The following is a 12,181-nucleotide window of genomic DNA, read 5'->3' as shown; positions in this document are numbered from 1 at the left end:
TCATGCTTTCTTGAGGCTTACGAAGTCGACAATCTCATCCATCGAAGAGCCTTGGAACTGCGACAGCTCTTTGATTGCGAAAACTTTTGCACGTTGAACTCTGTTTCCGTCCCACTTTTCATTTCGTAGCTTGGTCAATCCAGCCGCGATAGATTGCACTTTGAAAGAGACGCGCCGCTTGGGTGTTTCCGTAAGGACGTGAGAATGTTGCCAAACATACTCTAGGAGCACAGCAGCATCACGCCCGGCCTTCCTCTTCGTAGAACGCAGATGAGAAATCAAGTTTGCAACCAGATACTTATGATCTTCATCCGACTCTCGATGATTGATCCGAGATCGATTTGGCTTCACCAAGCCGGCTCTAATCTTTCGAAGGTGATCCAGGACCTCCTTGGCCGCCTTCCAAGCAAGTGTTCGGGCCAAATCCTGGTCGGACCAGTCTTTTACAAGACCTTGGCCGAGTTGATATCTGAGTGCTCTCTGCAAATATACTTCGTAACATTCGAGCAGTTGGCTTGCGGGGTCCAGCGCTAACGCCAATCCGGAAGATGCCGCAACTGATCCTCCAAATTTCTCAAAAGTGCGGGCAATGGTTTCAAAAGCGACCATCTCCACCCAATGCCGTTTCTCCAGAGGAAGAGCCTCATATGCGTCCTTCCAGCTGCTGCCGCTATAGCAGTTCATAGATGGCTCCAAGCATACTGTTAGCTCCCTTCCACCCTAAAACGCGGATCGGACAAAAAACTTCGCAAAAAAAACCTCTACGGCGACGGCCCGTCGCCACCAAGCCAATGACTTCGCTTAGTAATTTTGATTCCAAATAATATTCAAAAGAAATCCGCTCTTTTTGCGTTTCCGATTGAGGTCAGTCTCGACTTCGCAATGGAGACCCGGATGCGCATCGCAAACCATCCAACTGCGACCGCTGTCGCGGCGCTGGATAGCCTTCACGTACTGAGCGATTGGATAACCATCGTTATCACTCAAGTGTCGGACGCGTCCCATCTCCATGCGGGCGTAAGTAGCATTCTCCTGTTGGCAACATGGTTTTCATTACCAACTATGTTTAACTGGATAGCCTTCGTTCTTGGAGCTCTTCAGAGCACGCACTCGATCATCAACTCGGCATTCCTAACTATACTGCTCAAGGCTATCACAGCGGCGACAGCCTTTTTCCGTACGATCGAACTCCATTTGATCAGGGTTGTCGAGGCAGAAACCAAGGAAGAATAGCTACTTGCGAAATCGACGCATGGTGTCATTCGGGAGTCACTTCGATCAAGCACTTAAAGACGAACGTTGCGGCAGCCCGGATTTTCTTCACTCCGGAGCTGTAGGGCAGCCAGTTCCGCTCTTCTGCACGAAGATGTCGAGGGCGAGGCGCTCGCCACGCTCGTCGTCAACAGGCTTCGCGGCGGCCTCAAGGTTGCCGCGATCAAGGCGCCGGAGTTCGGCGACAGGCGCAAGGCCATGCTGGAGGATATCGCCATTCTGACCGGCGCTCGCCTGATCTCGGACGATCTCGGCACGAAGCTCGAGAGTGTTGAGCTCAGCAAGCTTGGCGCCGCCCCCCGCGATTTCGCTCTACATCGCCTATCCTCAGAGCAGAATATCCCGCTTGACGTCCCTCCATTGCGGGCGTTCGCCCACACCATATGGTAAGATCGGCGCCTTTTTGGGATCAAGGCTTTCTGTTTTTATTTTGGTTAGAGCGCTGACTACTGGGCTTAGGTCATCTTGACTGGCGACCTTTTTTCCAACGATCAGATGAATATTGATTCCTGGCCGTCCATCAGGATTTTGAACGGGTGCGTTGGCAGAAACGGATTGTATTCCGGCCGACACGACACTGTTTGGTCCGAGGCCATTGTTAGCATCCGCGCGCTCACTGGTTCAATTCAAGATCGCTTCACGCCGCGCACGGAGCGGACAACCGCGCTCAGACTTGCCGATAGGGATATGCCTTCGCTTTGAACTCTTGATTTATGAAGGTCCCTTTTGATTGAGCGTCCTTGAGACGATCCCAAATCTCTTCAGAAACATCGGAATAGACGTAGTGGCGACCGTTCTTAAAGATTACGTGTGCTTCGCGCTGGTCCTCGTCGTAGCCAATTTGATCAACGCTGGTGGAATCGACGTAAATGAAATCCATGGGTGTTAGCCTTTTACTTGTCGGCGCCAGTTACCAAGAGCTTGAGAATACAATTTCGGATCCGGCCGGGCATCGGCCATCCAATTTTTTGTAACGCTAGGATCGGAGCTGCTCTCTGGAGCCTGGGTAAGGCGCACACGAACTCGCGATGGAACGAACATCGCCTCCCCCACGAACAAGCCCTCTCCAGTTCTCAACGAGGGCAAGAGGTCAACCAAGCCCCCGAGGTCATCCGGGAAAGCGGCTGCGACGCGGGTTCTATCGCCGGGATTGGTCGTGCGCAACGCGATCATGGTGCCGCACTGACTCAGAACGGTCGCGTCAACCTCACTAGGACGCTGGGTGACAACTACAAGGCCGACCCCATATTTCCGGCCTTCCTTTGCGATCCGTGTGAGGATGCGGTGACAACTGCTATCGCTGCCCTCCGGCAAAAACCGATGCGCCTCATCTATCACTATGAGAAGAGGCTGGGATCTTCCGGAGATCGCAAGCGACCCAGCCCAAAATACCGTGTCGTAAACGATCCTCAAAAGTAGCCCGACGACGTCACCAGCGACATCTGATGGCAACTCAGAGACATCCAAGATCGTAAGAGGCTTGTCGTGTCCCACCCATGATGCGACGAGACCATCGATATCCGCCTCGACTTTACCGAAGATATCAGGTGCAAATCCCCCGGACGGATTGAACAGGAAGGCATAGCGGGCATCTGTCAGACGGCTACGAGCCAGTTCGAGTTGTTTGCCCAATCCACGGGGCGACGGATTCTTGAACGGCTCTTTTCCTCCCGGGCCATGAATAGGGTAGATATTTGGGATCAGCTGCTGCGGATCACCTTTCTTTTCGGGTTCTGTAGGAACACGTTGTCCGTTAGCATTTTTGAAGGTGCGGCGTTCGAAGTCGTCTAGGTCGAACCACAACTGTCTAATGCTAAAGGGAATTGGCGTGTCGGCCGTAATAGCTTCGGACGGAGGCGGATTCTTCAGTTGGCTGGCCGCGTCCCGTTTCATATCTTGAACCAGATCGCGAACAATTGCTTCGTTAGCGGGAGACATTCCGCCAAACGTGATCGAAAGCATCTCGTCGAATGGCAACGCCCAGTAAGGAACCACCAGCGATTGATCGCTTGCCCCAGGCGTCACTCTGAAGACGATCGATCTACTCGTTGCGACACGGCCGTACTCCCCATGGGGGTCGATGACCAAGACTCTAGCGGAGGGAAACGTCGTCGAGCCGAGCGCTTCGAGTATCACGGATACAAGATTCGATTTGCCCGCACCGGTCGAGCCGACAATTGCGCAATGACGGCTAACAAAGCGCCCGAGATCGAGTGTTGCAGGAATTCCGCTCGTCGACGCTATATTTCCGATCGTCAGTCCGCCCGCCGAAGGCTCGCGGCCATAAATGACCGAGAGGTCTCCACTTGTGACGAAATGCACCTCATCTCCGACCGTCGGATATTGGCCGACGCCGCGCTCAAATTGCCCACCTGAGGACTCTCCGAAGAGGACAATCGTCATCCACCGATAACCAGCAAGGCCTTCGTCTTTGGTGGGATCGCGCTCAAGAACGGCCAACTCAGGCGCCGTGGATGGAGGTACGGCATCCGCTCCAACCTGCGAGCACACTGCGTACAGTTGTGTATAGCCGACCGGAATTCGAAAAAACCCGCCAATCTGACCGACGCGATACGATTCACCTTCGACTAGTACCAACGTGGTGGGAAGATCGCGCCGAAGACGAACTCGCACCACGCCTCCGGTTACGGACGCCACCTGCCCTACATAAGTTGGATCTGAGCTCGTCATTTCACGCAGGCCTGGTCAACGCGCCAAGAAATTCGGCGAAACGAGTAAAATCACCCAACAAAAGTGTTCCCGCGCCGCTGAGCTGCTCCTCTTCTTTCGCGGCATCAAGTCGAAACGCTTGCGCAATCTGGGAAGCGCCGCGGAGCTCTTCCAATAGCCATTCGCCTCGGCGCGCACCGATGTGAGCGATCCGGGGCCCGAGCACCATCAAATTGAGAAAGCGTGCCGCGCGATCTGTCAAGACAGAACCAGGTTCGGGATCTGCGTATTGAAGCGCGACAACGTGCGGTCGGCGCTTAGCCTCCAACGCGTCAAAAATGATTGCATTGATATGATCGTCTGAAAAGCTGTAGCCGCAGACGAAAAGTATTGCATCATCTCTTTCCAGAGCCCGGGTCAATCGGTCCAAGAGCGCCGAGTATGGCTGCTTGCGAGACTCGTCGTATTTGTGATGGGACGGAAGGATCATCTCGCCTTCATTGTGTGGATCCGTCCGAACGACGCGTTGACGACCGCGAACCATGTCAAGCCGCCAATTGATCGAACCATGAACCTTCCACAACCTAGTCCAGGCGGCCCCAGGCGCACTCTCAGGCCTCGTGAGGCTGTCATGGAAAAAGAATGGCCTACTGCAGCCAACGAAGCCATCGAAAGCAGGAACTCGTTCAACCTCTAGGGCCGTCTCGATTAGAACGTCGTAGTTAGTGGTGAATATCTCAACCGGGTGAGCACGAGGCATGCGCGCGATCCAACGAACGAAATCCTCGTGAGGTAGCTTTTCCGGAAAACTGGATGGATCCGGATTGACCTGCGCTGCGATCGTTCGACAGATTGTCTTTTCAAGCTGATCGAGGTCGCTCGCCGATAACCCGGACAGGGTGTCTGCGGCTCCGATCGCCTGAAGCTTCCGCCTCACGCAGGACAGTACGTCTTCGATGTTTGTAGGGCGATTCTTGGGCCTAATTTCCAATTCAATCGCATCGTAGGCGGGCCCGAACCGTAGGACTTGCCCCCCAGGATCGAGTTTACGAATCTCCTTCACACAAATCTGCGTCAGCTCAGCGACGTTTGGAATCAATGACCTAGTCTGCGCCGGAGCCTCTGGACCCTGCTCACCTGCCGTCGTACTTCCGTCTTCCACGATGACAGGAATTCGCACGGCACAGGATGCCCCGGCGCCAAGTAGGAACGCGACGTTGGCCTCCGGCTGCGTTAGATGGTTGCGGAGGGTCTCAAGCACCTTCCGCGGGTCATGCGTAGACAATATTCGCCCCCGTTTCGCGGAAATCCGCGGGGCGGCTATATCAAATACCCGCTATGGTTGCCAAGCCGCATGCATAACGCGTGGGGTCATCCATTAGCAGGGGTTTAGCCAATAAGCGGAAGTTTCAGTGGAAAACTTGCAGATGCAGGTTCGTGCCGTCGCTTCAGATGCGGAAAGCGAGATAAAGCCACCTCGAACTGGGGCCGAGGCTGGCCTGATTGAGCGCCGTTCGCCAACGTGATCGCATGATTCTCAGGAGAGCCTTATGACTTACAAGGCAACCATCGTCGGCACCGCCCATGAGCCAACACTTCATTGCCCCAATTGCAACCATGAAATTCCGCTGACCGAGTCGCTTGCGGCGCCCCTTCTTGCGGAGACCCGTCAGCGCTTTCAAGAGCAGCTCGCGGCAAAGGATGCGGAAATGGCCCGCAAGGGCGAGGCTTTGCGTCAAGAGCGCGACCAGTTAGCGAAGGACCGCGAAGGTATCGAAGAGGAGGTTTTCAAACGCCTGGCGTTGGAGCGCAGTCAATTGATCGCGCTAGAGGCAAAGAAGGCCCACGAGGCGGCGGCTAGCGATCTTCGAGCGAAAGAAACCGAAGTTGCCGAACTTCGCGAAATCCTGGAGGCCAACAACGCCAAACTTGCCGCGGCGCAACAAATACAGGCTGAGGTCATGCGTCGACAGCGGGCGCTTGACGAAGAAAAGCGAGAGCTTGAACTGACCATCGAAAGACGCGTCCAAGGATCGATCGACGAAATTCACGTAAAAGCCAGGCAGGAGGCTGACGAAGCTTCCCGGCTTCGGGTCGCTGAAAAAGATCAAACCATAGAGTCTATGGCCCGAACGATCGAAGAATTGAAGCGCAAAGCCGAGCAGGGATCCCAGCAGTCTCAAGGTGAGGTACTGGAAGTCGAACTCGAAGCGATGTTGCGCGGGCGTTTTCCTACGGATTTCGTAGAGCCAGTCGGCAAGGGCGAAGTTGGTGCTGACTTAATTCAGCAAGTAAATGGATCAATCGGCCAAGCGGCAGGTATCATCTTGTGGGAGTCCAAACGCACCAAGGCTTGGAGCGACGGCTGGCTGGCAAAGCTGCGCGACGACCAGCGACGTTGTGGAGCCGACGTTGCCCTGATCATCTCGCAGGCTCTCCCGAGGCACATCGAGCACTTCGACCTGGTCGACGGGGTTTGGGTCGCTCACCCGCGTTATGCTCTCCCGGTCGCCGTAGCCCTGCGTCAGACCCTTATTGAGGTCAGCAGCACACGCCTTGCGCAGCAAGGGCAGCAGACCAAGATGGAACAGGTCTATCAATATCTGACCGGCATCAAATTCCGACAGAGAGTGGAAGCTGTGATCGAGAAATTCAACGACATGCGCGAGGATCTGGATAAGGAGCGCAAGTTCATCAGCCGGCAGTGGGCAAAGCGCGAAACTCAAATACAATCAGTTATCGAAACCACGGTCGGAATGGTCGGCGAACTGCAGGCGATTGCTGGCAAAGCCATGCCTGAGATCCCGAGCGTTGACATGCCCTTGCTGGAAAGACCTGCCGAGCATGAACTGAAGGTCGGCTAGCGCCGGCCGGGTCGATTGCCGGCCGCGAAGACGGGCTAAGCTCGATGTTGCTACCAAAAGCTGGCACGTTTCCCTCAGTCCGGGGGGACTATTCTTTTTGGGGCGTCGTAAATCAGAGCGGGAGCTTGGGACCGAAGCGTTTTGTCACGCGCAGCTCGCCAAATGCGGACTAAGCCGTCGAATTCGTCGATGATTTCGGAGTCGGGGATACCCTTCGCCGAGCTCCGCACAAACACGCCCATGCCAGCAGGTACCTCCAAAGCCAATTGCGCCATTCGCAGCCGATCTTCCACCGACGGAATCCTCTTACTCACCATCAATTCCATCGCCGTGTTCGGCGTCAGGACGAGAAACCTGCCGGCGATCGAAAGGAAAGTGGTGAGCATTGCGCCTTCATCAGCGATTTCATCTTTCGTGACCTGCACCAACATGACCTGTCGTCGCTTGATGAGGTCTTGAATGCCAGCACCAATAGGCTCCGCGCGGGCAGCCAATCGATGGCGATCTCCACCGCCCTTGACTTCCCCAAACCTGATTTCGAGCTGATCGACTTCTGGGTGCCTCGCTGCATGGCTCAAACGATCCGCCAGTTCCTTTCGCTTATCGGCAGAAGTTTGATAGTAGTCTGGATGGATCTCGTCGAACGCAAGAAAGCCGTGCTTTGCGCCGCCGAATTCAACGAAGGCACACTGAAGAGAGGGCTCCACCCTATCGATCTTGGCAAGATAGATGTTGCCAACTAAAGTCGAGGGCGACACTTCAGGCAACCGTGATAGAGACGAATTATCCGAGGCTGCCGGCTCGGCGTTCATTTGCTCTTCGACCCAACGGATAGCATTCCCGAGCCAAGCGATCTCTTCGCGGCCACTGGCCAGTTTCGACAAGTGCTTCTCGACAGAACGAAACAGTTCGAGCTGCGGCTTGAATTGCTCGCCCAATTTTAAGAGCGACGGTTTTAGTTCGATCCGTCCGATCCGATCGATGCCCCTCGAGACGAAGCTGGTGAGCGCGACGAACGGTTGTGATTTCTTGAGACCTTCCGTCGCGACGAGTCCTGCGGCCGCGGCAATCACGACCAGGGCGGGAGATCCTGTCGACAACGCTACCGTCGACAAGGTCCCAATGGTCGCAGCTACCGAAAACGCTACGGTGAGATTGCCCAACAATCCGGTTGCGACGGTCCCACTTCGTTCGGGGTTCGGCCCCGTGTCGATTTCTCGCGCGGCGTTTAATGCGGCGGTAGCGACTGCGGGGTCAATTATTTCAGGCTTACCTTGCAAGCTGCTCGCGAAATCAACAGCCGCCGACCGATAGTCGGCTTCCTGCTGTTGGTTCCGACGGTAGCGCTGCTCCGCCTCAAATGCCTCTAGCCCATCCCGAGAAGCCAGAATAAAAGACCCGTGAAGCTGAAGAAGGCTGTCAACGGTCTCTCGAACGGACGTATCCAGCGGAGGCAGTTCTCTGTCAATTGCGACGGCCTTCTCGGCATTGGCCAACCTCAGCCCTTCAATGTAGAGCAGGGAGAAGTCGATCTCTTCCAATGCTCGGCTGATCATAACGTTGTACGTCTTGGCGCGCTCATGGAGGTAGTTGTGAGGCGCGTTTCCCAACCCCAATCTTTCGACAAGTCCCTGTGATAGATCTCGCAGGGCCGGATGCATCCTCCGCAAACGATCAACATTATTCCCTAGTCGATCCAACGCCGCTGGCGGGGCGAACTTAATCACGCCGTCCTGATCGATTACGAAATGCGGCCCATAACCTTGAGGGGGGATCTCGAGCACGGCTCCGGCGGACGGGGCGACTACGCTAGCTTGCAGAACTTGTTTGACGAGCCGGACTATCCGATCGACTCCGCCGTTGAAGCCCGCCTGCGTCAAGTTTACCGTCGGATGCGTCGCGAGCGATCGGAGCGGTCGGGGCAAATCTTTCGGTGGCGGCAGGGGCGCACGGCCGACCAAGATAGCCAGAACGGGCTTGCTCAGCTTCAACGCTTCTTCGAGATCTATCCGAAGAAAGCTCTGAGGACTCCGGAGCCAGCCAGCACTTTTGCCTTCGACTGCATCGAGCCGATCGCGTTCAGCTATTATCGCTATCACAAGATCTGATTGCCCGACAGCATCCCTAAGTCCTTGAGCGTGCAGGGCGCCAGACGGTGTGTCCTGGTCGTGGACAATTAAATCTTGCCCGTCTACGGCAACATGCAGGCGCTCGTGCAGTCGCCGCACGAGCGCATGATCGGAGCCTACCGCATCACAGATCAGGATTTTCGCGGGCATATGGTACCCAACAGAATACGAGATGTTAGGGAGTTGTTCGGCGAGGAGTTATTTTCCTACGACTTCAGGAAAAGAGAAGCAAAAAACACACGTCACCTCGCTGCTTCACACCGCAGCCATCTTTCGTGACTTCCATTTTCTTCCGGCAACCATGGCGCGATAAACTGCGCTCGCGAAATCGTGGACGATCTCGCAATTCGCGCCTGGCCACTCAGGTGTGGCCTCTCTCGATTCTTCTGAGAGGATTACGATGGGCAAACTCCGCACCTTCGCTACACCCACCGCAAAAACAGATGATATGTCCGAACCTTCCGCCAACACCAGGACCGCATCGCAGTCATCCAATAGAGAGTTGGCATTTGATCGCTCTATCCGCTCGAGATCATACTTTGAAACTGTTTGCACACCCAAATCACGAAGACCGTCGATTGCTTGGTTGAGAAGCCACTCTCGCGCCATGGATTTCCTGGGCGATGCTATGAAGATTTTACACTCGACGGCCGAGTCGAACGTATCCATTGGCGGAAGAACATCCTCGCCGACCATGGGTATCACCCGTTCAGAGGCATAGTAAGTGGCACTTCGCGAGGCAAGCTCTGCAGCGCGCTGGGGCTCCATTCTCCTTTCGCCCCAATAATGCGCGAACATCGCGCAGAATACATTTCCGGCACCAATCTTGTGCCATCGATTGGCTTCGTAGGCCGGTACATCACAACTGTACTGTCTGTCGATCAGGAAAGCTCCGCCAGCCGGCCGTCGAATAATTATCAGCTCGGCATTGTATTCGTTTAGCCACCTCTCCGCTCCGACGCGCACGTTCTTGGTGGTGGACGTCAAGCCTGGTAGTTCGTCCTCAGCAGCTATCAGCGCTAGTGCGCCGATTTTTCCACGCTCAATTTCCGGATCGCTTGGGGATATCTCGATTACCGCTCTCTCGGCGTTGAGAAGGATCTTCTGTTCCTTCAGTGGAAACGCGAGTGCGGTTTCACCGGTAATGGTCCATACGGGCTCCTCACGTGGCTCCCAATCCTCTGCTTGTAGGTCTGGCGGGGAAGTCAGGTGATGCTCGTAGTAGAACGAGATCGGTCCGCGCCGTGGTCTTATGGTGAGCCCAATTCCGCCCCCCGCTGCTGTGAGTCGTAAGTCGGGTTCGGCCGCCGGGTCAGCGCACGTATAGAGCTCACTGCCGGGCGACACCCCGCTGACCGTCATAGCGGCGCGAAGTCCTGATCCCATGATATTCCAGGAAGCGGGCCAATTACAGGTTTCCTCATATGTGCCACCGACCACGATCATTAACCGCTCCGAGCAACGAAGACACTGCACGAATGGCCGCTACTTCTTTCCACCAGGGCCGAATAGCGCACACCTTGTTCGATGCATCGGATGAACTGAGCGAGTCCCGGGAATGCTGAAAGAGCGCCGACCCGGTCGCCTTCGGCGGTTTGGCAGACAACGGAGCGCAGTGGCCCATCGACAATGAGCTCGACTTTCAACAGATCACCCGCGCGAAGCTTTTGTGCGACTTCACTGCGCACCCCCATCAAGTCGATATGGATTCGAATGTCGCACGGGTCGCCTGCCGTCCCCTGACGGCGACCGGCGACTGAACGTTTCGAAGGTTTCATGCCGCTCATATGCGTCTCTCCAAAGCGGCGCTTGTAGCGAAGCGAGCGACGGTTTCGAGGTGCTTCTCGCATCCCCGACACTGGCCGCAGGCATACTCCATTACATGACAGGAGAACGTGAGACCGACAAGCGACCGCGGGAATCCTGAGACTTCGAGCAATCTGCGAGGATGCAACGCGCGAGCTGGAGCGGTAACCGACACGGCCCCTTCTTGCAGCGACATCAATCGATCAATTCCTCGCAGGAAGGGACTTTTTCCGTCGGCGTGCACATCCGTTCGTACCGCGCCGATCATGATTTCCTTGAGCCCCTGCGGCAGGAACCGCATACCTGCCATCGTGATCAGCATCTGGTTACGATAAGGCCAGAATTCTTCTGCCGCCCCTAGTGCCGAGGGCGCAGCGCCTGCCAAGCTACCTGCCCCTAAGGCTCGGAGGTCGATGGCCAGGACCTCGTGACGCAGACCAAGTTCTCTGCAGATCGCCGCAGCGGCGGCCATTTCGCCACGGGCCGGACGTTGCCCATAGTCAACTGTCAAACATGCGTCGGGGCGCTTCCAAAACGCGAGTGCGGAAGAGTCCAAACCACCCGAGAACAGCAGAACCCTCATCGACCCTTGGTCCAGATCACATGATAGATCGCACTCGCAAGATCTTGCGTGACCTCGCAGCCTGCCCCCGCGATCATTGTCAGGTTTTCCCTTTCCAATCGCTCTGCGAGTGCGACGACCGGTATTCCTAGAGCGCGCGCGTAGCCCACCTCGAAGATTGTCCCAGGATCGGCACCGTCCAGTAGAGCGAGCACCTTTGAACAGCCGCGGAGCCCCTCAAGATCGGCCTCCGCAATTGCATCGGGAGACTGCCCGGTCCCTACTTCGTGCAGGGGAGAGAAAACCCTTGCGCCGAGATCGGCCAGCGCCCGGTAGACCTCCTCTACGACCCAGCGTTGGCCAAGATCGAAAAATGGCCCCGCAAGATAGATCGAGCCTTCATCGGGCTGCGTTTCGCGCTGGTCCTCCGTGATTCAGGGATTCGGGCAGTGGCAACGCATGCCCATCCACGAAATGTGCGACGCTCTTGGACGCTATGTCGGCCGCCGTTGCTGCGTCTATGGCACGCTCACCCCAGTGCAAAGCGAAGGCCGCACTGAAAACGTCGCCAGAACCGATCTTGAACACGGTCTCGGACCGATAGACAGGAATCTCGATGGGGTCGTCGCCCACTTGATATACGATAGCACCCCGTGGGCCGCGCTTAACGACCAGAACAGCGGCACCGTGTCGACTCATGAGGGCATCGGGATCAAAGCTGCCCAGCGTCCCGGCTGCTTCAGCCTCGTTCAAAACCAGCGCGAGTTGATCGGCACGCGACCCGTTCGCGCCGAACGGCTCAGATGGATCATTCGATTGAGGATCAAAGACGGCGCGTTCCGCTTGTACCACCGCATCCCCTTCGACGAAACCGAACC

Annotated in this window: 12 protein-coding genes and 2 pseudogenes; 3 read left to right on the top strand and 11 right to left on the bottom strand. The window is 56.1% G+C overall.

The genetic code is table 11. The features are described from left to right. Complete coding sequence (locus J2R78_RS24835) at window positions 1-684, bottom strand: hypothetical protein (protein WP_253607186.1); 684 nt, start codon at window positions 682-684, stop codon at window positions 1-3. Between the two features lie 210 nt (window positions 685-894). Between J2R78_RS24835 and J2R78_RS24830 the strand changes: the two genes are divergently transcribed. Beyond that, entirely contained in the window at window positions 895-1,233 is a 339-nt protein-coding gene (locus tag J2R78_RS24830) for a hypothetical protein (protein ID WP_253607185.1), read from the top strand. A 120-nt stretch (window positions 1,234-1,353) separates the two neighbouring features. Next, window positions 1,354-1,575 (top strand): annotated as a pseudogene (gene groEL / locus J2R78_RS24825) (chaperonin GroEL); the annotation flags it as partial. A gap of 364 nt (window positions 1,576-1,939) precedes the next feature. Here the strand turns inward: groEL and J2R78_RS24820 are convergent. The 3 genes from J2R78_RS24820 to J2R78_RS45025 all read right to left on the bottom strand — a co-directional run bounded on the left by J2R78_RS24820 (window position 1,940) and on the right by J2R78_RS45025 (window position 5,203). Next, window positions 1,940-2,152 carry a KTSC domain-containing protein gene (locus J2R78_RS24820; protein ID WP_253607184.1) on the bottom strand — a complete coding sequence of 71 codons (213 nt, stop codon included), beginning with the start codon at window positions 2,150-2,152 and terminating at the stop codon, window positions 1,940-1,942. A 5-nt stretch (window positions 2,153-2,157) separates the two neighbouring features. Continuing rightward, on the bottom strand, window positions 2,158-3,732 hold the full coding sequence (locus J2R78_RS24815; protein ID WP_253607183.1) for an ATP-binding protein: 1,575 nt from the start codon (window positions 3,730-3,732) through the stop codon (window positions 2,158-2,160). A 232-nt stretch (window positions 3,733-3,964) separates the two neighbouring features. Then, the gene (locus tag J2R78_RS45025; RefSeq protein WP_253607182.1) at window positions 3,965-5,203 is read right to left on the bottom strand and encodes an SIR2 family protein; all 1,239 of its coding nucleotides are present in this window, start codon (window positions 5,201-5,203) and stop codon (window positions 3,965-3,967) included. Between the two features lie 289 nt (window positions 5,204-5,492). Between J2R78_RS45025 and J2R78_RS24805 the strand changes: the two genes are divergently transcribed. Further along, on the top strand, window positions 5,493-6,806 hold the full coding sequence (locus J2R78_RS24805; protein WP_253607181.1) for a DUF2130 domain-containing protein: 1,314 nt from the start codon (window positions 5,493-5,495) through the stop codon (window positions 6,804-6,806). 74 nt (window positions 6,807-6,880) lie between these two features. Here J2R78_RS24805 and J2R78_RS45425 read toward each other — a convergent pair whose 3' ends face one another. The 7 genes and pseudogenes from J2R78_RS45425 to J2R78_RS45415 form a co-directional block, all read right to left on the bottom strand. After that, entirely contained in the window at window positions 6,881-7,123 is a 243-nt protein-coding gene (locus tag J2R78_RS45425; RefSeq protein ID WP_375167135.1) for a ribonuclease E/G, read from the bottom strand. A 5-nt stretch (window positions 7,124-7,128) separates the two neighbouring features. Next, window positions 7,129-7,549, bottom strand: a pseudogene (locus J2R78_RS45420) (ribonuclease E/G); the annotation flags it as partial. Window positions 7,550-9,190: 1,641 nt separating this feature from the next. Further along, entirely contained in the window at window positions 9,191-10,381 is a 1,191-nt protein-coding gene (locus tag J2R78_RS24795) for a hypothetical protein (protein WP_253607179.1), read from the bottom strand. Further along, window positions 10,381-10,722, bottom strand: a complete 342-nt coding sequence (locus tag J2R78_RS24790) for a hypothetical protein (protein WP_253607178.1) — start codon at window positions 10,720-10,722, stop codon at window positions 10,381-10,383. Before J2R78_RS24790 ends, J2R78_RS24795 begins: the two co-directional genes overlap by 1 nt. Beyond that, window positions 10,719-11,324: a 7-cyano-7-deazaguanine synthase gene (locus J2R78_RS24785; protein ID WP_253607177.1), complete on the bottom strand. Its 606-nt coding sequence runs from the start codon at window positions 11,322-11,324 to the stop codon at window positions 10,719-10,721. Before J2R78_RS24785 ends, J2R78_RS24790 begins: the two co-directional genes overlap by 4 nt. Further along, window positions 11,321-11,695 carry a nucleoside 2-deoxyribosyltransferase gene (locus J2R78_RS24780; RefSeq protein ID WP_253609900.1) on the bottom strand — a complete coding sequence of 125 codons (375 nt, stop codon included), beginning with the start codon at window positions 11,693-11,695 and terminating at the stop codon, window positions 11,321-11,323. Before J2R78_RS24780 ends, J2R78_RS24785 begins: the two co-directional genes overlap by 4 nt. A gap of 7 nt (window positions 11,696-11,702) precedes the next feature. Beyond that, window positions 11,703-12,002 carry a PfkB family carbohydrate kinase gene (locus J2R78_RS45415; protein WP_375167134.1) on the bottom strand — a complete coding sequence of 100 codons (300 nt, stop codon included), beginning with the start codon at window positions 12,000-12,002 and terminating at the stop codon, window positions 11,703-11,705. Window positions 12,003-12,181 lie beyond the last annotated feature (179 nt).

Source organism: Bradyrhizobium sp. USDA 4538, from assembly GCF_024171045.1.
GTDB lineage: Bacteria > Pseudomonadota > Alphaproteobacteria > Rhizobiales > Xanthobacteraceae > Bradyrhizobium > Bradyrhizobium australafricanum.
The sequence above is the reverse complement of the archived record's forward strand: the minus strand, read 5'-3'. Positions and strand labels throughout refer to the sequence as shown.

Bases quoted from the DNA above. Each gene is read 5' to 3' on its own strand.
- J2R78_RS45425 (WP_375167135.1), bottom strand. From the start codon at position 7,123: ATGGTGAGTAAGAGGATTCCGTCGGTGGAAGATCGGCTGCGAATGGCG.
- J2R78_RS24790 (WP_253607178.1), bottom strand. From the start codon at position 10,722: ATGAGCGGCATGAAACCTTCGAAACGTTCAGTCGCCGGTCGCCGTCAG.
- J2R78_RS24785 (WP_253607177.1), bottom strand. From the start codon at position 11,324: ATGAGGGTTCTGCTGTTCTCGGGTGGTTTGGACTCTTCCGCACTCGCG.
- J2R78_RS24820 (WP_253607184.1), bottom strand. From the start codon at position 2,152: ATGGATTTCATTTACGTCGATTCCACCAGCGTTGATCAAATTGGCTAC.
- J2R78_RS24805 (WP_253607181.1), top strand. From the start codon at position 5,493: ATGACTTACAAGGCAACCATCGTCGGCACCGCCCATGAGCCAACACTT.
- J2R78_RS24830 (WP_253607185.1), top strand. From the start codon at position 895: ATGCGCATCGCAAACCATCCAACTGCGACCGCTGTCGCGGCGCTGGAT.
- J2R78_RS24835 (WP_253607186.1), bottom strand. From the start codon at position 684: ATGAACTGCTATAGCGGCAGCAGCTGGAAGGACGCATATGAGGCTCTT.
- J2R78_RS45415 (WP_375167134.1), bottom strand. From the start codon at position 12,002: ATGAGTCGACACGGTGCCGCTGTTCTGGTCGTTAAGCGCGGCCCACGG.
- J2R78_RS24795 (WP_253607179.1), bottom strand. From the start codon at position 10,381: ATGATCGTGGTCGGTGGCACATATGAGGAAACCTGTAATTGGCCCGCT.